Source organism: Bacteroidales bacterium (genome assembly GCA_014860585.1).
Lineage (GTDB): Bacteria > Bacteroidota > Bacteroidia > Bacteroidales > 4484-276 > RZYY01.
In genome coordinates this window covers 1-18,861 of sequence record JACZJL010000014.1, presented here as the reverse complement: position 1 = coordinate 18,861, position 18,861 = coordinate 1, and the positions used below count along the sequence as shown (strand labels likewise).

18 protein-coding genes and 1 tRNA gene are annotated in these 18,861 nt (G+C 42.3%); 7 read left to right on the top strand and 12 right to left on the bottom strand.

Going from position 1 to position 18,861, the window contains the following annotated elements; translation table 11 throughout:
* The 7 genes from pdxA to IH598_01670 all read right to left on the bottom strand — a co-directional run bounded on the left by pdxA (position 1) and on the right by IH598_01670 (position 7,915).
* The gene (gene pdxA / locus IH598_01700; GenBank protein MBE0637217.1) at positions 1 to 1,113 is read right to left on the bottom strand and encodes a 4-hydroxythreonine-4-phosphate dehydrogenase PdxA; all 1,113 of its coding nucleotides are present in this window, start codon (positions 1,111 to 1,113) and stop codon (positions 1 to 3) included.
* 67 nt (positions 1,114 to 1,180) lie between these two features.
* Positions 1,181 to 1,804 (bottom strand): hypothetical protein, encoded by a 624-nt coding sequence (locus IH598_01695; GenBank protein MBE0637216.1) that lies wholly within the window; start codon positions 1,802 to 1,804, stop codon positions 1,181 to 1,183.
* 93 nt (positions 1,805 to 1,897) lie between these two features.
* The gene (locus tag IH598_01690; GenBank protein MBE0637215.1) at positions 1,898 to 3,361 is read right to left on the bottom strand and encodes a C10 family peptidase; all 1,464 of its coding nucleotides are present in this window, start codon (positions 3,359 to 3,361) and stop codon (positions 1,898 to 1,900) included.
* A 97-nt stretch (positions 3,362 to 3,458) separates the two neighbouring features.
* A complete protein-coding gene (locus IH598_01685; GenBank protein MBE0637214.1) occupies positions 3,459 to 4,898 on the bottom strand; it encodes a peptidase M17 in 1,440 nt (479 codons plus the stop codon).
* 41 nt (positions 4,899 to 4,939) lie between these two features.
* Complete coding sequence (locus tag IH598_01680) at positions 4,940 to 5,371, bottom strand: DUF393 domain-containing protein (protein ID MBE0637213.1); 432 nt, start codon at positions 5,369 to 5,371, stop codon at positions 4,940 to 4,942.
* 61 nt (positions 5,372 to 5,432) lie between these two features.
* The gene (locus IH598_01675) at positions 5,433 to 6,692 is read right to left on the bottom strand and encodes a hypothetical protein (protein ID MBE0637212.1); all 1,260 of its coding nucleotides are present in this window, start codon (positions 6,690 to 6,692) and stop codon (positions 5,433 to 5,435) included.
* Between the two features lie 83 nt (positions 6,693 to 6,775).
* Positions 6,776 to 7,915: a DNA polymerase III subunit delta gene (locus IH598_01670; GenBank protein MBE0637211.1), complete on the bottom strand. Its 1,140-nt coding sequence runs from the start codon at positions 7,913 to 7,915 to the stop codon at positions 6,776 to 6,778.
* Positions 7,916 to 7,981: 66 nt separating this feature from the next.
* Here IH598_01670 and IH598_01665 point away from each other — a divergent pair, with 66 nt between their 5' ends.
* The 3 genes from IH598_01665 (at position 7,982) to IH598_01655 (ending at position 8,987) form a co-directional block, all read left to right on the top strand.
* Positions 7,982 to 8,119 carry a hypothetical protein gene (locus IH598_01665; GenBank protein MBE0637210.1) on the top strand — a complete coding sequence of 46 codons (138 nt, stop codon included), beginning with the start codon at positions 7,982 to 7,984 and terminating at the stop codon, positions 8,117 to 8,119.
* Positions 8,120 to 8,180: 61 nt separating this feature from the next.
* Entirely contained in the window at positions 8,181 to 8,798 is a 618-nt protein-coding gene (locus IH598_01660) for a threonylcarbamoyl-AMP synthase (GenBank protein ID MBE0637209.1), read from the top strand.
* Positions 8,799 to 8,914: 116 nt separating this feature from the next.
* A tRNA-Lys gene (locus IH598_01655) sits at positions 8,915 to 8,987 on the top strand.
* A 187-nt stretch (positions 8,988 to 9,174) separates the two neighbouring features.
* Here the strand turns inward: IH598_01655 and IH598_01650 are convergent.
* Complete coding sequence (locus IH598_01650; GenBank protein MBE0637208.1) at positions 9,175 to 10,110, bottom strand: hypothetical protein; 936 nt, start codon at positions 10,108 to 10,110, stop codon at positions 9,175 to 9,177.
* Positions 10,111 to 10,223: 113 nt separating this feature from the next.
* Here IH598_01650 and wecB point away from each other — a divergent pair, with 113 nt between their 5' ends.
* Positions 10,224 to 11,387 carry a UDP-N-acetylglucosamine 2-epimerase (non-hydrolyzing) gene (wecB, locus tag IH598_01645; GenBank protein ID MBE0637207.1) on the top strand — a complete coding sequence of 388 codons (1,164 nt, stop codon included), beginning with the start codon at positions 10,224 to 10,226 and terminating at the stop codon, positions 11,385 to 11,387.
* Complete coding sequence (locus IH598_01640) at positions 11,375 to 12,523, top strand: saccharopine dehydrogenase NADP-binding domain-containing protein (protein MBE0637206.1); 1,149 nt, start codon at positions 11,375 to 11,377, stop codon at positions 12,521 to 12,523. Before wecB ends, IH598_01640 begins: the two co-directional genes overlap by 13 nt.
* A gap of 63 nt (positions 12,524 to 12,586) precedes the next feature.
* Here the strand turns inward: IH598_01640 and IH598_01635 are convergent, their stop codons facing one another.
* The 4 genes from IH598_01635 to IH598_01620 all read right to left on the bottom strand — a co-directional run bounded on the left by IH598_01635 (position 12,587) and on the right by IH598_01620 (position 15,159).
* Positions 12,587 to 12,826, bottom strand: a complete 240-nt coding sequence (locus IH598_01635; GenBank protein MBE0637205.1) for a DUF4342 domain-containing protein — start codon at positions 12,824 to 12,826, stop codon at positions 12,587 to 12,589.
* 583 nt (positions 12,827 to 13,409) lie between these two features.
* Positions 13,410 to 13,724: a type II toxin-antitoxin system RelE/ParE family toxin gene (locus IH598_01630; GenBank protein MBE0637204.1), complete on the bottom strand. Its 315-nt coding sequence runs from the start codon at positions 13,722 to 13,724 to the stop codon at positions 13,410 to 13,412.
* Positions 13,712 to 13,951 (bottom strand): hypothetical protein, encoded by a 240-nt coding sequence (locus IH598_01625; GenBank protein MBE0637203.1) that lies wholly within the window; start codon positions 13,949 to 13,951, stop codon positions 13,712 to 13,714. Before IH598_01625 ends, IH598_01630 begins: the two co-directional genes overlap by 13 nt.
* Before the next feature lie 260 nt (positions 13,952 to 14,211).
* Positions 14,212 to 15,159 carry a DMT family transporter gene (locus tag IH598_01620; GenBank protein ID MBE0637202.1) on the bottom strand — a complete coding sequence of 316 codons (948 nt, stop codon included), beginning with the start codon at positions 15,157 to 15,159 and terminating at the stop codon, positions 14,212 to 14,214.
* Between the two features lie 230 nt (positions 15,160 to 15,389).
* Here IH598_01620 and IH598_01615 point away from each other — a divergent pair, with 230 nt between their 5' ends.
* Together IH598_01615 and IH598_01610 are read left to right on the top strand one after the other, a co-directional pair.
* Positions 15,390 to 16,760 carry an ATP-binding protein gene (locus tag IH598_01615; protein MBE0637201.1) on the top strand — a complete coding sequence of 457 codons (1,371 nt, stop codon included), beginning with the start codon at positions 15,390 to 15,392 and terminating at the stop codon, positions 16,758 to 16,760.
* A 187-nt stretch (positions 16,761 to 16,947) separates the two neighbouring features.
* Positions 16,948 to 18,627 (top strand): tetratricopeptide repeat protein, encoded by a 1,680-nt coding sequence (locus IH598_01610; GenBank protein ID MBE0637200.1) that lies wholly within the window; start codon positions 16,948 to 16,950, stop codon positions 18,625 to 18,627.
* Positions 18,628 to 18,861: the final 234 nt, after the last annotated feature.

Sequence of the window (18,861 nt, the reverse complement as noted above, 5' to 3'; positions counted from 1 at the left end):
TTACATGTCATGATCTCCGTTTCGGATATCTTCGTCTCCATCATCGAAGCTGGCAATGGGTTCGAGCGGATTGGCTGACATTTCCTTATAGTCCTGGCGGTGGCGGACGATATCGCAGGCCAGGTAAACAGCAGCGCGCATCGAACTTTCGTCAGCCAGGTTTTTTCCTGCAATTTCGTATGCGGTGCCATGAGCCGGAGATGTGCGAACAATTGGCAAACCTGCAGTAAAATTTACACCACTGTCAAAAGCCAGTGCTTTAAATGGGAGCATTCCCTGATCGTGGTACATAGCCAGGATGCCGTCAAAAGTTTTGTAGTTTGATGAACCAAAAAAACCATCAGCCGGATAAGGTCCGTAAGCAAGAATCCGATCATTAAATGCCGCCTGAACAGCCGGAATAATTACTTTCTGTTCTTCAGTCCCGATCAGGCCGTTGTCTCCTGCATGAGGATTAAGTCCCAAAACGGCGATCCTGGGTTTACGGATGCCGAAATCCTGCAGCAGTGACTGATGCATGATGCGAATTTTGTTGAGTACCAATTCCTGGGTGATCGTTTCCGAAACCTTGCTAATTGGGATATGCCCTGTAATTACGCCAATCCTTAGCGGACCACTGATCATCAGCATCAGGTAATTGTTTACGCCATATCTGCTGGCAAAAAACTCGGTATGACCGGGAAAGTTGAACTCCCTCGACTGGATGTTCTTTTTGTTGATAGGGGCAGTTACAATGGCATCAATCTCATTGTGGTCGAGCGATTCTGCAGCTGCTTTCAGGGACAGGTACGCCAGTTCTCCACCGGTTGGTGTCATTGTACCTACGTCCAGCTTGATTTCTCTTTCGGTGATGTTGAAGATGTTGGCACGGCGTGGGTTTGCCATATCAACACGCTTGATCAGGTTAAAATTGAATTCTTTGATCGGCAGCGTTTTGCGATGATAGGACGCCACTTTTGAATGACCGAAAACGATTGGAGTTATCATCTCCATCATTCGATCGTCAGCAAGTGTTTTGATGATGATTTCATAGCCGATGCCGTTCACATCGCCATGGGTAAATCCTATGCGAACCTGTGGAAGTTCAGGTGAAATATTTTGTTGCTGTTCCATTATTTCAGATTTTTTGCAAAGATAACGGAATTCGGCTGAAATTGATGGTATGCAGCCGAGTTGAAAATTAAAATTTCGAGATTTTAACCGAAAAGGCAGAAGTTGAGATAGTGATGTTTGCAACAAAAAGCTGCACCGGTAAAACTGAAAAATCAAAAATTATCACCGAATCATTCGTTTCACCTGCCCGAAGAAATCTACCATCAATCGAATAAATGCGATAAGTAGCAAGATTTTGCTCCGGATTGGCAAAGTGGATATAAGCTATTCCTGCATTCTTATCCAAAATCAAACTAAAACCATCCACATTCAGTGGGAAATATTCGATGGTAACCGGATTTGTAAAACCCTGAGATCCCAGTTCGAGTCTGTAATAATTGGTTTGATTTGACTCCGGATTTTCATCTGTAAAAACATAAGGAACATCCACATCAGGTGAACCACATACCCCGCCGATCTCGCCGATGACCTCAAAGAAAATACCATCTGTCGAACGTTGGATCAGTATGCCGTTACAGGTATTACCCCCTGAAATCGCCCAGTTAATCTGAACAGTATTGTTGACCCTAACGGCTGTAAAATAAGAAAGTATTGGATGCGCCTGCTGACCCCTCAGGTTCATGGCGCCAAAAAAGAGAAAGACCAGGAGAATAAAAAACAATCGTGGCTTTGCTAAAATCTGAATGTTCATACTTACTAAAACACGCAGGCATTGAAAAGGTTGCCTGAAGTTATAAGCAGGATTTGATTCCTATCCAAGATATTAATGTAAAGGGTTGTGATCCTAATCTAAAATGATCATTTTTTTTGATAACAATAACCCGTGTAGATCTGATAAAATACAGATGACCAATCCATTACTAAATTTTGGTGGATTGATTTCGTAATATTTCTGCTGCTCGTTTGTTAAAATGATCTCCCGATCCAGAACCTGGCCCGTAACAGAGATAAAGCAAATTTCCAATTGGTTATGTTTTGGTTCAGAAAAGTTAATAGCAACGATATTTTCTGCAGGGAGATAAAAAACTTCGGCAAAATTTGCAGCAGGCTTATCATGATTTACCCCGACAGAAGTCCCTTTGAAAATATCCAGAACGATTCCCTCGATTACAGTGAGGTTGTAGGGGATGGATGTGGGTGGCATGGTGTACCATCCGTTGGCTGAGCCACCCCATCCAAAGTTAAAATGGTAAAACTCATCGGTATTGTAACCGTCAACCACCACATTGTGCCCAACAGTTTGAGCAGGATCAACCAAACCAAGGTGTGCCGGCCATCCGCTTTTCATGTTTTCTGCAAGGTTCCTGTTTTCTGTAGTATCCGGAGACAACGCCAGCCTTGACTCTTCAAAACCAAACCGCTGATAAGCCACGCCTGCCTGCGACATGCCGTAAGTTCCCGAAATAGAAGAGCTGTATACCTGTTTCAATGCCGTGCCGCAGGCAAAATTGATGGCCGCCTTTTGTGCCTGGCTGATGGGTTTATTGTTTGCATAATTGTATTCAAGCGTGTCAAGGTAAAGATTGAGAGAGTCGAAGTAAGGGAATCCGTGTTCCTGCCAGTCGTTGTCGATCCAGTATTTATTGTTTACTCCAAAATTATGGTAATAATCATCAGCGTCGGTCAACCGTGTTCCATTAATTTCCATGATACAATTGACAATCTGTGCCATTGCCACTGCAGGACAACCGGCCAAACCGCGCTGGTGGGTGTTGGGGTCAATCGGGCACATGGCATTGTAAGGCGCCGATTGCGTCCAGTTGGCCATCAGCCAGCCTCCGGTGGGTGTAGTTCCCTCGGGCGGCCACTGTTCAAACCGGTTCGTGTTTAAGGTTCCGGATAAATAAGCAGACCAAAGGTGATCAAGTTTTTGAATGTTGTAAGCTGACAGGTCAGGGAAACATTGCCTGTTTCTGAGATCAGCATAAATTAACGTTATAAAAATTTCCTCCTCTACTCCTCCAAAATTCCAGTTGCTTTCGAAAGAATAGGCAATTACCGGTGTGACCAAACGACTGTTTGAAATCAGGATGAAGCCGGTTGGTGTGAGATGCGCCACAAATGCAAGTGACTCTTCATCATCGGAAACGGTTTCGATGTTTGAAAGTTGAAAGTCGGAAGAGTGATACATCAGAAAGTTTTGGGCTACTTTCAAAGCATTGTTTTCATTCATCGGTTGGGCAAATGTAATGGCATTGAATAGCAAAACCACAGCCACCGAAAGAAAGGCTTTCACGAATTTTTTCATTTCAATTTTTATTATTTGGTTAATGAACAGCGAAAATAAAAACCGAAACAAAATTCGGAAAAAATCTGCAATATCAATTACAAAAGTTCAATCAAATTCAAATTTTTAAGGATTGAAGAAAATCAAACAATAACCGTACACCGATTCCTGTACCACCTGCACCCCTGTATTTGTCGCGCTTTTCGAGGAATGCCGGCCCGGCAATGTCAAGATGAATAAATGGGTAATCGGTGAATTTTTCGAGAAATTTACCGGCGGTGATCATTCCGGCTTCGGCAGGACCAAGGTTTTTCAGATCGGCAATATCGGATTTCAATAGTTCGCCGTACTCTTCCCAGAAAGGAAACTCGGCAATGCGCTCGTATGTTTTGTTTCCGCTAACTTTGAGCGCTTCCATCTGCTTACCGGCATTGGCGTGCATGGCCACAACACCGTATTTACCGATGGCACGCACAGCAGCGCCGGTCAAGGTTGCTGCATTGATTACCAGTTCCGGATCGAATTTCTTTGCATAACTGAGCGCGTCGGCCAGTATCAGACGACCCTCAGCATCGGTGTTGATCACCTCAACGGTAGTGCCGTCATACATTGTGATCACATCTCCCGAGGCATAGGCATTTCCGTTCAAACGGTTATCGGTGGCCGGCATAAGGGCAATGATATGCAATGGCAGGTCAGCCTTTGCGGCGGCATAAATCACCGAAGCCATCATGGCGGCGCCGGCCATGTCCATTTTCATGTTCTCCATGAAGGATCCGGTCTTGAGGTTCAGGCCGCCGGTGTCATAAACAACCCCTTTACCCACCAAAATAACCGGTTTTTGATTGGTATGATTTTCGGGCTTCCACTCCATCACGGTAAAAGTAGGAGGATCAATACTGCCCTTGTTCACAGCAAGCAAACCTCCCATTTTCAGGCTTTCGATTTTCTTTTTGTTGAAAACTTCGATTTTGATTCCGGCATCAGAAGCCATCTTCTCAAAGGCTTCCGACAACCGGACTGCAGTCAGGTAAATCACCGGTTCGTTCACCAGGTCGCGGGCTGTAAAAACAGCATCGAGCAATATCCTTAGCTGTTTAAGGTCTGAATCATCGATCCCGTCTTGCAGCAAATTGATCCCGACAAGTGTATTTGCCTTTTTATTTTTCTCCTTTAAATATTTCAGAAACTGGTAACTGCCCAAACCACAACCCTCCACAAAAGCAAGAATTGCTGCCACTTCAACACCATAGCTCAAAATAGATACCGATTTGATCTTCATCTTATTCAGTTCGGCCTGTACCTCATCCCCTGCTTTGCGACACGATTCCAGTGTCAGGTAATCTTCCTTTTCAGCCTTGATAATTTTTACCAGCACTATGTGCGACAGCCGGTTGAATGTAAACCGGTTGATTTCATGTGTATCACTCTGTTCCCTGATGTAGGCAATTTCTTCATCCGACAGCACCTCAGTTTTGAGATGAGCGGTGTCATGCAATAAGATCACGGCATTGGCATTTTGCTGCAGTGTTGAAACCTTTTTTGTTAGTATTTTCATTGTTAATCAATTTTTTACATGAAATAAATTTTGTTTACGATTCACTTGGAATCAATGAAACGTTCCATGATCTCGGGTGTGGGTATCATGCAGGATTCTTTTTTCCCAAACCACCTGTAACGCCTTTTTGCAACAAAATCGTAAATCCAATCCTTCATAATAACAGGAAATAATTTGTAAATTACTGATATCCAACTGAAGTGGTTCAATTTTTCAACAATTTTTCCCACTGCATCAGATTTGATATAAACTTTCTCCTCTTCAAGTAAAACCACGCTGTCGGTGTTTTCACCAATCATCTTGCCGACATCAAAACCTGCAAGCAAATCTTTTGCAGCATCCGAGCTCACTGCAAAAAATTTGAAATACCCTGATTTATCGTGTCGGATAACAAACCGGACGAACCAATTGCAGAGGTTACAAACTCCGTCGAATAGTATAATGGCATGATCGTTTCTATGGTTTGATTCCATTAAAAAAGGCTTTGCAATAAAACAGATGCAAAACCTTTTAGTTTATTTCATTCTTCTTTGGCTATTCACTTTTCGATTCAGATTTTCCGGGCGCCTGGTCACCTTTGTCCCGCTTTATCGGTTTGTGATGTCTTTCACCAGGTCTGTGTTTGTTAGCTTGCCATTTCTTTTTCTGCTTCTTTCCGCCTCTCTCATCCTTTACATCAAAGCGGTGAATATCTTCTTCCTGGAGGGCCGATCCGAAATCATCGGTTTTTGTTTCATGTTGTATCGCCCGATCTTCAAGTGACTTGGGAATCAACCCTTTTCTGTTATCACTGATAATTTGTTTAACATTTTCAATTGAAAGTGCCAAAAGACTCGACTGGTCATTGATGTAGGAATACCACATTATTTTTTTGAAGACGTCTGTCTTCTGATGTACAGCATCGCCTTTTTCTGTCCTGAGTTTTGTATTCATGTCGGGGAAATCCTTGAGGGCGTCAAGGTAAACGTCATATTCATAGTTGAGGCAGCACTTGAGTTTTCCACATTGTCCTGCCAGTTTCTGAGGATTCATCGACATTTGTTGCACACGGGCCTTATTGGTAGAAACCGATGAAAATTCGGACAACCATGTGGAACAGCAAAGTTCGCGACCACAAGAGCCAATTCCGCCAAGTCGGGCTGCTTCCTGCCTGGCGCCAATCTGACGCATTTCAACCCTCACTTTAAACTCTTCTGCTAGTACTTTGATCAACTCCCTGAAATCAACCCTTTCCTCAGCCGTATAATAAAATACCGCTTTGGTTTCATCACCCTGGTATTCCACATCGTTGATTTTCATCTCAAGGCGCATCTCCCTGGCGATCTTCCGCGATTTGAGGGTTGCTCTTGGCTCAATATCCACTGCATTCAGCCACTTTTCGATGTCGGATAGCCTTGCCCGGCGATACACTTTTTTAATTTGCACCGACATAGGGTCAACATTTTTCTTGCGCATCTGTAACTTTACGATCTCACCTGTAAGTGAAACAATCCCAATATCATGCCCGGGAGAAGCTTCAACGGCAACGATATCACCCGGTTCAAATTTCATATCTGGCTGTGTTCTGAAAAAATCCTTCCGGCTGTTCTTGAAACGGATCTCAATGCAATCGAATGCAGGTTGATCATCAGGAAGCTGGACATCCTTCATCCAGTCGATAGTGTTGAGCTTGCAACAGCGGTCTTTGGCGATATCTTTATTGTCGTGATAAAGCTGCGGTGCATGGCAGCAACCGCGACTCAGGAAGTTGCGATCGGTTGTGGTGGTATTATTTTTTATTTCGTTGTTTTCCATTGCTCTGATTTAGATTCGGGTAAAATATTCACCAATCTGAAAGTTTGCAAATTTACCAAAAAAGTACTCCCTGTCTGGAAATTTTATTTCAACCTGAGAAGTTTGGCCGACGTAAGTGAAAGATCGAAGAAAACCAGCCCTGTATGCACATTTCGTTCGATATGATAAATGGCCTTGTTGAACTCATCAGTAAATGATAGTATGTTTAGATGATTGATAAAAGGGGAGAATTTTTCGTAAAACGACCGCTCTTCATTCGTAATTCTTACAATAGCATCTTTGGTATAATTGAGCATCAGGCAGTTTCGCAGCATCAAAAGGCCAAACTGCAGAAAACTTTTATTACCATCTCGACTCTCTTTTGCGGCCAGGTCGCTGAAAGTAAGCAGTTCTTTCACATCAAACTGCCAGCAATTCCTCATCCAGTCCCTGAATCGTTCAAAATTCAGTTTCCTGGTTTCACTTTGCCCTAAAAGCCGAAGCGCCTCTGTAAAACTGCCCTCAGCCTGCATGCCAATCTGAGCCGCTTCATTTTCAGTCAATCCAAAGCGCTGATGACAGGCTTCGATCAAAACCGCATCCTCGATTCGCGGCACTTTAACCGGAAGCAACCTTGACAGAATAGTGGAGATGATCTGGTCGGTCTGGTCGGCAATCAGCAGGAAAAGTGTCTTGTCAGGCGGCTCTTCGAGTATTTTAAGCAATTTGGGTGCAGCCTGGTAATTCAGCTTTTCCACCATCCAAATCAGCATCACTTTGTATTCTGATTCATAGCTTGTATAGCTTAACGTATGAATAATCTGGTTACTTTCATGCACGTTGATGGCAGCCTGCCTGCGTTCTATGGCAATCTTTGTGTACCAGTCGTTTAACGATACATAATAACTGTTTTCGATCAAGAACTCACGCCATTCCCTGAAAAACATACTGCTTATGTACTTCTTGCCCGAATCGCTGCCGGCAACCGGGAATACAAAATGCAGGTCAGGATGGATCAGCTTGTTGTATTTGATGCAGGATGGACATTTTCCGCAGGAGTCTCCATGCTCAATCTTTTGCTTGTCGCGACAATTGATAAACTGTGCATAAGCAATCGCCAGCGCCAGTTTACCACTTCCCTGGCTTCCATAGAAAAGCTGGGCATGCGCCACGCGGTTGTTGCGCACGGTCTCTTTCAGACGTGTCTTAAGATGATCTTGTCCTATGATTTCGCTGAATAACATAGTCGTTCCGACATTAGGTTGCAAAAGTATAAGAAAATCATCTTCATCTGAACCAAATGTCTATTTTTGCTGCGTAACGTAATTAGTGGTTGCCAGAAAGCTATCCCGAAGGATTTTCAACAGCTTTTCTACCCCTCCCCAAAAGAGAGCAAAGTGTTGAAAATAAGTGCTCCCGGAATTTATCCCGAGACTTCCGGAGGGTAGAGGCAAACACTGATTTTCAACACGAATAGTTTTCTGGCAATCACTCATTAACAGAATTGTTATGCTTCTAAAAATTCATCCGGAAACACCAAGTCAACGACAGATTGAAAAGGTTGTGGAATGCCTTTACGACGGTGGTATTATTATTTACCCTACCGATACCGTGTATGGGTTGGGATGCGACATTTTCAAATCGAAAGCCATCGAAAGGATCGCACGAATCAAAGGGATAAAGCCTGAAAAAGCAAATTTCTCTTTCATCTGCCATGATATGAGCCAGATAACAGAATTTACAAAACCCATCGACAACAACCTTTTTAAACTGATCAAACGGGTGTTGCCCGGTCCATACACTTTCATTTTAGAGGCCAACAACACTGTACCGAAATACATCCAATCGCGCAAAAAAACAGTAGGTATACGTATTCCCGACCACAACATTCCGCTGGAAATAGTCCGCCAACTTGGCCACCCGATTATGACTACTTCTATCCATGATGAAGATGATGTGATAGAGTACACCACCGACCCTGAGTTGATTTACGAAAAGTACCGCGATCTGGTAGATATCGTGATTGATGGTGGTTTTGGTGGAAACACGGCATCAACAATTCTCGATTGTACGGGCACTGAAATTGAAGTGGTAAGGGAAGGACTTGGCCCAGTCAATATTTTTTGATTTCTTACCTATAAACCACAGAATATCAATTCTTTAATAATTAAATAAGAAAAAAAATTGAAAAACGGTTTGTCAATTAAAAAAATGGGGCTACTTTTGCCGCCCGTTTCAGGACTGATTCAGTAGCTCAGTCGGTAGAGCAACGGCCTTTTAAGCCGTGGGCCCTGGGTTCGAGTCCCAGCTGGATCACATAATTAATGATTTTCAACAAGTTAAGCCTTTAAATGACACAAAATTTAAAGGCTTTTCTTTTGTTCAGTACCCAAAATGTACCCCAGGATTTCCTGCTACGAAGAATAAAATCTGTCATTTCTATTTTACATTTTGAATTTCCCGGATCACAGACTCATTACTGGCACAATTCAGATTCTGGTATTTAAAACCTCAATCTCTTGACCAATTCCACCCCCAAACTAATGAATGGGTTTAATCTGTTGATTTTGATATGTGGATAAGTTACCTCGCTAGCTCCGAAACTTTTATAAAATCGAGCCAGGCTGGGATCATTGGAGCCTTCAAAGTCCAGGGTAGTGTGCGTATTGGCGTGTTTTCGGATAAAATGGTCGATAAGCAACGACATGGCGCCGGTAGCTTTGGCGGTTTCATCGGTGGCAGAAAAATAAAAGATGGCTTTCTTTTTACTGTAAACAAAAAATGCTCCTGCACACAAGTTGTTGGTTTCGGTGTAAGCGCCAACCACGTATGCCATCCTCTTGTAAATCAATACATAGATGATACGCCTGAGGAGATCGTAATTTTCATCCTTCATTCCCGGGAGCAGTTTCCCTCTGTTTTTCTTAAAAATACTGATGATTTCGTCAGGTTTTATGTTTTCGGCAATTGAAATTTTGGCTTGTTCAGCCTTTTTCAAATTGCGTTTGAGGTTGCTTGAATAGTTAGCTCTGATGCTTTCATAGGGGCTGATCAGGTCTTGTTCGTGTGTGAGCCAGGGATGGTAACCAGGCACATTATCTCTGAACTTATTGTGCGTATTCAGGTTGATCTCGATAAATTTGAATTTTGCCGGGATCACTTTCATAAAATCCTCTATTACAGCATCACTCAACTGAGATGTCGAAAAAATTCCAAGTTGCTGGGTAAAAGGGGGTTGATACAGGTAGTCAATTCCCAGTTTCCGACCTGCAGTAAGCGGCATCACCCGCTCATAGTTGTTCTCCACCAATGCTTCCCAACTGCTGTGTACAAGGTCGAGGTACCAGGAGTAGGCATAGAGGATCCCATTGACTGACTGGTCGATACATTGATCCCACTTCTCAGTATCAATTTCTTCGTGCTTCAGGTATTTTATCAAAACATCCTTGTTTTTGATTGTGGCGTCAAAGTTAAAAAAACAATCCAACGCAGTTTATCGTATGCTGAAGATGTGAATTAATTCTAATTTCGCCGAAATTTTTTGTTAAAATGATAAAGTTATTGACTTTGGTTGGCGCCAGGCCACAAATTATCAAGGCTGCAGCACTCAGCAGAACCATCCGAAAGCATTTTCAGAAAGAACTGACGGAATACATACTTCACACCGGGCAGCACTATGATGAGAACATGTCGCAGGTATTTTTCGATGAACTCAATATTCCCAAACCAGATTTTAACCTTGAAGTTGGGTCAGGATTGCATGGAGTTCAGACTGCCAAAATGATCGAAGGGATTGAGAGAATTCTGCTTGAACTGAAACCGGATTATCTGGTTGTTTATGGAGACACCAATTCCACCCTCGCGGGTGCTGTTGCGGCTTCCAAAAGCGGTGTAGAAGTTGTTCACATCGAAGCCGGTCTTCGATCGTTTGACAAACGAATGCCGGAAGAAATCAACCGGATTGCATGCGACCATGTTTCCACTTTACTGTTTTCACCTACATCTTCCGGCATAAAAAACCTTATACGTGAAGGCTTTAATGAGTACGCGAATCCACCTTTTGACATAAACAACCCGGCGGTTTTCCATTGTGGAGATGTGATGTACGATAACAGCATTTATTTTGCCGGTCTTGCCAAGAAACAATCAGAGGTGTTAACCAGAAACCATCTCAGGCCAAACGATTTTATCCTTTGTACAATCCATCGCGACAGCAATACAGATGATTCCAGGAGATTAACTGCCATTTTCGACGCTTTGAATTCCATTGCCCGTGAACGGCAAATCACAATTATCCTGCCGCTCCACCCCCGCACCGGTAAGATGATGAAACACAATCTGCCGCTCTACCTCTATGTTGACCTTTTTAGTAATCCATTTTTGAAAATGATTCCGCCGGTCTCTTTCCTCGACATGATTCAACTGGAGAAAAATGCCCGCCTGATAGTAACCGATTCGGGTGGTGTGCAAAAGGAAGCCTATTTCTTCAGCAAACCTTCCATAATCCTGCGACCACAAACCGAGTGGGTGGAACTGGTTGAAAATGGGACTGCAATTCTGGCCGATGCAGACAAATCAAAAATTGAGGATGCTGTTGAATATTTCATGAGCACCGGCAATCCTGATTTTCCTTCTCTTTTCGGAGACGGCAAAGCGGCTGAATTCATCTGCAACACAATGATCAAATCCTATTATCAAACAAAATCGCACAAATGAAAGTAATCACTCTTGGAGCCGGCCTGGTGGGCACTCCCATGGTACTCGACCTTGCAAAAAATGGTGAATTCGAGGTCACTGTGGTGGATATTAACCAAACATCCCTGGCCAAATTGGATGGAATAAGCAACCTAAAAACCATTCACATGGATTTATCCGACAGGGAGGCTGTTAAAGGAATTGTTAAAGGTTATGACCTTGTTCTTTCGGCAGTGCCGGGATTTATGGGTTACCAGACACTGAAAGCGATTATTGAGGCAGGTAAAAATGTGGTTGACATTTCATTTTTCCCTGAGGATTTATTTGATTTGGATCATCTTGCCAAAGAAAAAAAAGTCGTGGCAATTGCCGATATCGGTGTAGCGCCCGGGATGAGCAATGTCCTGATTGGTTATGCTCATGGACAGTTGGATAAAACCACCAAAGCAGTAATTTATGTCGGCGGATTACCCAGGAAACGGGAATGGCCCTATGAATACAAAGCTGTCTTTTCGCCAGTGGATGTGATAGAAGAATATACCCGTCCTGCACGCTATATGGAAAACGGATTCCTGGTTACCCGGCCAGCCTTGTCCGATCCGGAATTGATTAACTTTCCTGTAATCGGCACTTTGGAAGCCTTCAACAGCGATGGATTACGGTCACTGGCCAAAACGATTGATTGTCCTAACATGATCGAGAAAACACTTCGTTACAAGGGTCACATTGAAATCATGGCCATTTTGCGCGAAACCGGATTTTTTGATAAAAATCCGATTGAAATCAACGGTGCAATGATCAGCCCATTGGATTTTACGTCCAAAATTCTTTTCCCCAAATGGAAACTCCGGGAAAATGAGGAAGATATAACGGTGATGCAGGTAATCATCGAAGGAGAAAAAGATGGCCGGAAACTCCGCTATATTTATCACCTCTTCGATAGTTATGATCCCCAAACACGCGTGCACTCGATGGCGCGTTCAACAGGTTACACTGCGACAATGGCAGTCAGGATGGTGGCAAAAGGAATGTATTCCCGCAATGGAATATCAGCGCCTGAGTTCATTGGGCAGGATAAAACCTGTGTCGATTTCATCCTCAACGGACTGGCAGAAAGAGGCGTAATTTACCAGGAAACCATTGAAAGACTGGATTAGTAAGAAAAAATGGAACCCATCATAAATTTATTATGATTTGTTTTTGTAGATTAAACTTTCTGCCTACTCTTTCCTCACCACTTCAATTGTAAAGTTTGCAGCCATAGCTGCAAGCGCTCCGATTGCAGCCAAAACCGGCAGTATTATGGTGCCGATTACTCCGATAGTAACAGGAATTTCAAGATAAACCTTGCCCTCTTCATTCTTGATGATGATCCGGTTTACGTTACCTTCGTGAATGATCTCCTTGATTTTTTTCAGCAGGTCTTCGCCTTTTACGCTGAATGTAGTATTGTTACTCATGATATTAAAAATTAATTGCCGCAAAAATATCCAATTTTTCCACCGGCAGCTTCTTACATTCTTTAACAAGTATTCGATGAACTCTTTAATTGACCTGATTCGGGCAATACTATTTTAGGGTGAGACGATTTCTCGTTGCCGGATTTAATGAATGCCTTGTCCGACATTTCAACATAGGTTTGGTGTTGAAAATTTGGTTGTTCCTTATCTTGATAGGCAATTTGATAAACTGAACTGCCCCATTTTCGGATGTATTTTATTTAACAGTTTCAAGTGGAAAAAAAATATCCCACTCAAAAACCTTAGTATAAAAGTGCAATGCATTGGTTTTCAGCAACCTTATTCCATTCACCCCGAGAGTGGTTAATATGAGACCACCAAAGTTGAAAATTCATAATCGTCGGACTGAACTCACGGAGTGAATTTTGGAATAGGGCACTACTGCCGTTTGCGCATTTAAATAGTTGTGAAATTACATTTTGACAATGTTAATGTAGCGCCACTCTTGTTATGATTCTTCCTTGGGAAATAACTGTTTCGAAAATAAAAACCAAAAGTTTCTGGCTTTTATTATGAATAATCGCTACAAATTCTCTTTTAAAATTTCGATTAATTTTTTTGGGTCTTGTCTGGTATCCCAGAACGCAGACACAATTATTTGGAACTCGTTAAACTTATAAATAATGCTGTAATGCCCCATTGATATTGTCCTTGAATCCCTGAAAGTTGTTGGTTTACCCATATTGGGATTTTGTTGCAACAAGCTGAGTCTTTCCTTGATTTTTCCAGCAAGTTTTTTGGAGTAGAGTGTACTTTTATTTCTTTCGTTCCAATATTTAAAAATGCTATTTCTCTGATTGACAGCTGTAACAGTCCAGACAATCTTTAACTGAGCCATTCTTCGTCCGATATATCCAATTCTTCCTGAGTAATTAAACGGTTGAATTTTATGTCCTCCTCGCTCATCATCAACATTTCAATTTGCTCTGAGGTCAGTTCCATGACTTCGTTGGCGGGATTTTGTGATAAGGTAAAAATATTGTCAATGGTTTCGAGCAGATGTTGATTTCCTGTCAGAAGTATCCGGTCAATTAGCCTGGTTTTTAAAATTTCTAAATTTGTCATCATGCATTTTTAATTACATAAGATGTGTACAAAGATAAAACTGATTTTATTACCGTTGAATTGTTGGCAGAAAGTTCTTTTTTGATTTCATGCTGTTGCGATTTCTCATCAAACTTACCTGGCGATGTCGAACAACCTTATTCAATTCACCCCAAGAGTACCGAATGAGCGACCCACAAAGTTGAAAATTCGGTGTTCGCCGGACTGAACTCACGGGGTGAATTTCGGAATAAGAGAATAGTTTTTTTCAATTGTACCATTTACTGCCATTCACCATTCCCATTCTTCTTCCGAAAAAAGATAAACCGGTAGAAATTGACAAACATCTTTTTGCCCTTGATCTGTGAGAGGATTACGCCGGAGAGTACCAGCGCCATGCCGCCGATTTTCTGGATTTCGAAATGTTCCTTTAAAATGAACCAGGAGAAAATGGCGGTAAATACCGGTATCAGGTTGGAGAAGAGGCTGGTTTTGCTGATGCCGATTTCGCGGGCGCCAATGGTGAAAAAGGCAAAGGCAAGGGAGGAGGCGAAAAAGGCAAGCAGCAGCAGCGAGGTGATCAGCTCTGCATTAGGCCTGACCTGGATGAATTGATGGAAATCGAGGATAAAAAAAAGAGGTAAAAAATACAAGGCGCCGATTAAGTTTTGGGTAGCAATGATGGTGAAGGGATCGTATTTGAATGCCAGCTTTTTCAGCATGACCGCGTAAAGAACTGCCGTGATCACTGCCAGGAATAGCCACGCCACCCCAAGGGGCGATGCCGAAAAGGAAAGATCTTTGTCAATCAGCATAAATATAACCCCAAAAAAAGAGACAAACAGCCCGACAATGTTAAGTACCGAAAGTTTTTCCTTAAACGAAATATAGCCGAGAATGGGCGTAAACAAAGGAATGGTGGCAATGATGACAGCTGCAATTGTTGGGGAAGACAACTGTAAACCATAGTTTTCGCCCAGGAAATAGAGAAAAGGATTGAGCAGCGCTGAAAGCAGAAAAAGTTTGTAATCTTCCGCTTTGATCTTCTGCACCCTATTGAATAATTTCAATCCCGCAAACATGATTGCTGAAGAGAGGATCAGACGAAGCAGAACCGTAGTCACCGGATCGTAGTAGTTCAGCACGATCTTCGACCACACAAAACTGAACCCCCAGAAAACCATTGAGAGGATGATTAGGATGTAAGTGTAAACTGGATTGAGCTTCAAGTTCAGTAACTGATTAAGAAAATTTGTTGCTTGGAAATGGCTGCAAAAGTACCAAAAAATGTTCTGCCAGAAGGATTTGGAATGAACCATTTTTCCTTTCTGTCTTAGAGTTAATATCTATTTTACCATGGTATTTTAGATAAAAATATCCGAAATACTATTGTATTTTAGATAAATGTATCCAAAGTACTATGGTGTTTTGGATAATTTGTATTTTTGCAGAAAAAAACATGAAGCGATTATTCGAATCATACCTTAACGAATGGAAGGTAAATCCAAATAGAAAGCCATTGATTCTGAGAGGGGCAAGGCAGGTGGGCAAGACCTGGCTCGTGGATCAGTTTGGCATGGATTCGTTCAGGTACTACCTCAAAGTCAATCCGGAAAAGACCCCCAACCTGGAAGCAGTTTTTAAAAGTAATGATCCCCGGTTGATCATCAATGAACTCACTGCCCTGTTTAACATCCCGGTTACCGAAGGCGAAACACTGCTGTTTATTGACGAAGTGCAATTACTTCCTGAAGCGTTGGTGGCATTGCGTTATTTTTATGAGGAGCTGCCCGGATTACATGTAATTGCAGCAGGTTCGCTTCTGGATCACACGCTGAGCGAAATGAACTACTCCATGCCCGTTGGCAGGGTTGAGTTTGCTTATCTGTATCCGATGAATTTCGTTGAGTTTCTGATGGCGAATGAGCAGGATGGCCTGGCAGATTATCTTGCGACCTACAATCTAAATCAGCCATTTGGAGAGGCAATACATTCGCAAATTGTCACATGGTTGAGGTTGTATTTTTTCATAGGTGGAATGCCGGCGGCTGTGAAGGTTTACCGTGATAGGGGGAATTTGCTTGAAGTGGAAAAGGAACAAAATGCGATCATCACTTCGTTTAAGTATGATTTTGCAAAATATGGAACCAAAAAGCAGCAGGAGTTGCTTAATCAATGTATGGTGTATGCTGCAGGGCACATTGGGCAGAAGGTCAAGTATGTAAATATCAATAAATCGGAACATTCAAATTACCTGAAAGAGGCGCTGTTGAAACTCGAATTGAGCAGGATCGTTCACCTTGTTCGGCGAACCGGTTCGTCAAATGTTCCGATCACCCAATTTGTGGATCAAGACTTTTTCAAACCGTTGTTTCTGGATATTGGGCTAACATGTAACATGGCAGGAATTAAACTAACGGATATTCAGCAGCTTGTGACTGACTTCGAGGGCGCCCTTGCCGAACAGTTTGTAGGACAGGAATTGATTGCCGGCTTTGAGCACTTTGAAGATGCACGCCTGTTTTATTGGGCGCGTGACAAGAAAAACGCCAATGCTGAAATTGACTTTCTGCATCAAATTGGAAACAAAATTTACCCGATTGAAGTAAAAGCAGGCAAATCCGGTACGCTGAAATCACTGCAGGTTTACCTGGGCGAAAAAGATCAAACGACCGGAATAAGGTTTAATCTGGATTTTCCAACGAAAGGTGATAAGTTATCTGCCAATATAAACATCAACGGCGAAATAGAGGAAATTGAATACTCGCTGATATCGCTCCCACTTTACCTGGCCGGTTTCATCAAAGAGCTAATGATGAGCACTCCTTAAAAATTCGGACTCAAAAAACCAATAATCAACAAAAAACCCCGCTCCTCTCAGAGCAGGGTTTTGATGGTGTTTATGAAAAAATTTACTGTATGATGAGCTACCGTACCTCGATGTGGGTTTGGGTGCTGATCTCTTAATTTCTATTCCCAACTTTAATTACTTTTGCCCTGATTAAATTGAAAATCAGGTGAGATCATTGCTGTTCAGAATATGGATTGCTTTTGTTTCAATTGTTGCTTTGGTTGGACTACCTGCAAAGACACAGGATCATGCTGCTATTGATTCGTTGCTCTTTTTGGTCGAAACATCAAGAGAAGATTCTGTTCGGGTTAAATTACTTATCGAAATCTCGAGAGAATATGCAGTTGCTGATATTCAAAATGCCTTTCAGTTTGGCGAAAAAGCACTGGATATCGCTGAAAAATCCTCAGATAAAGTGTTGCTGGCCAATGCCTTGTTTAACATGGGAATTGTAACCTTTAACCAGGGAATCCTCGACGTTTCGATCAAATACTTTTACAGGTACCTTGAAATCAAAAAAGAGACGGAGGACGAACGGGGAGCAGCGGGCGGATACATAAATATCGGTGCTGTTTATCTGCAACTAAACCAGTATGAGCATTCCGGGGAATTCTTCAGGAAAGCCCTGGAATATTACGAAAAACTGCCATTTGATGAGGCAACTTACTCACCACACATACAATTAATTACCATCTACAACAATCTTGGTATCGTTAGTCAAAGGATGGAGGATTTAGACCTTGCCGTTGATTATTATTCACGCGGCATCAGCCTTGCCCGAAGAACACCGGAAAGTGAAAGGATGCTTGCCATGCTAATGAATAACCTGGGTAGTGTTTACATCGAAAAAAAGCAACCTGAAAAAGCCTTTGAGTATTTATCAGAAGCTTTTAAAATCCGGCAAAGCAATGATGACCGGTATGGAATGGTACAATCGTACCGGATGCTTTCAGACCATTTCGTCAGAATAAATGAAGATGATAAGGCACTGGAGCAACTCCGGCTTGGATACGACCTTGCAGTCAAGGTAGGGAACCTGACCTCACTGGTTCAGATCATCAAATTGATGCATGAAGTTTATGACCGAAAGCAAATGATTGACTCCGCCTACAGATACCATGTAATGCTTGCCGACTTAAATGAAAAACTTAACCGCGAGGCGGCACTTAAGGAATTGACCCACCTCGAAATCACCTCTCAACTCAAAGAAAACGAGAGGATTTTACAACTGGAACAGAAGCGTAAGGAACTTCGCTACCTGATGATTGGCATTACATTAATCCTAACCATAGCCATCCTGAGCCTGCTGTATTTTCTTTCCACCAGTCGAAACCGCAGGTTAAAACTAGAAAAAGAAATCATCGATTTGAATGCTAAAAATCTTAAGTTGGAAAAAAGCAGCCTCGAGAAGGAATTAGAAATCAAGAACAAAGAGCTGGCTACCAATGTGATGTATCAGATTCAAAAAAATGAACTGATTCATAACATAGTTGATAAACTCCAAAATCAGGTAGCGCTTGGTATAAGGTTGGATACCAACTGGATATTAGAAATCGTTAGGGACCTTGAAAAGACCCAGGATCAGACTGTGTGGAACGAATTTGAAATCAGGTTTCAACAGGTTCACAACGAGTTTTACAACAAGCTTAATGAAATCAATCCTGACCTTTCCATTAACGAACGACGCCTTTGCGCCTTCCTCAGTCTGAACATGACCACCAAAGAAATCTCCTCAATTACCGGCCAATCACCCCGAACCATAGACGTCGCCCGGACAAGGCTGCGAAAAAAGCTTAACCTTACCAACTCGGAAGTAGGGCTGGTGGAGTTCCTATCGTCCATTTAAACTCCTAACCTGGATAAACCAGAAATTACTCCAGAGGAGTCCTTTGGACAAAATACAATAAACAAATCTCTCCATAGGAGTCCTTATGACAAATAAAACCTAATGTACGAAGGTTCAAAAATCCAAACAGTGAAAACAGCCCTGCCTGCCTGACTTCGTCACGCAGGGTGTCGCAAGTCGGATATGAATGATTGGGGGAAAAGTTTGGTTATTGAATTTTTAAATTTCGTATTT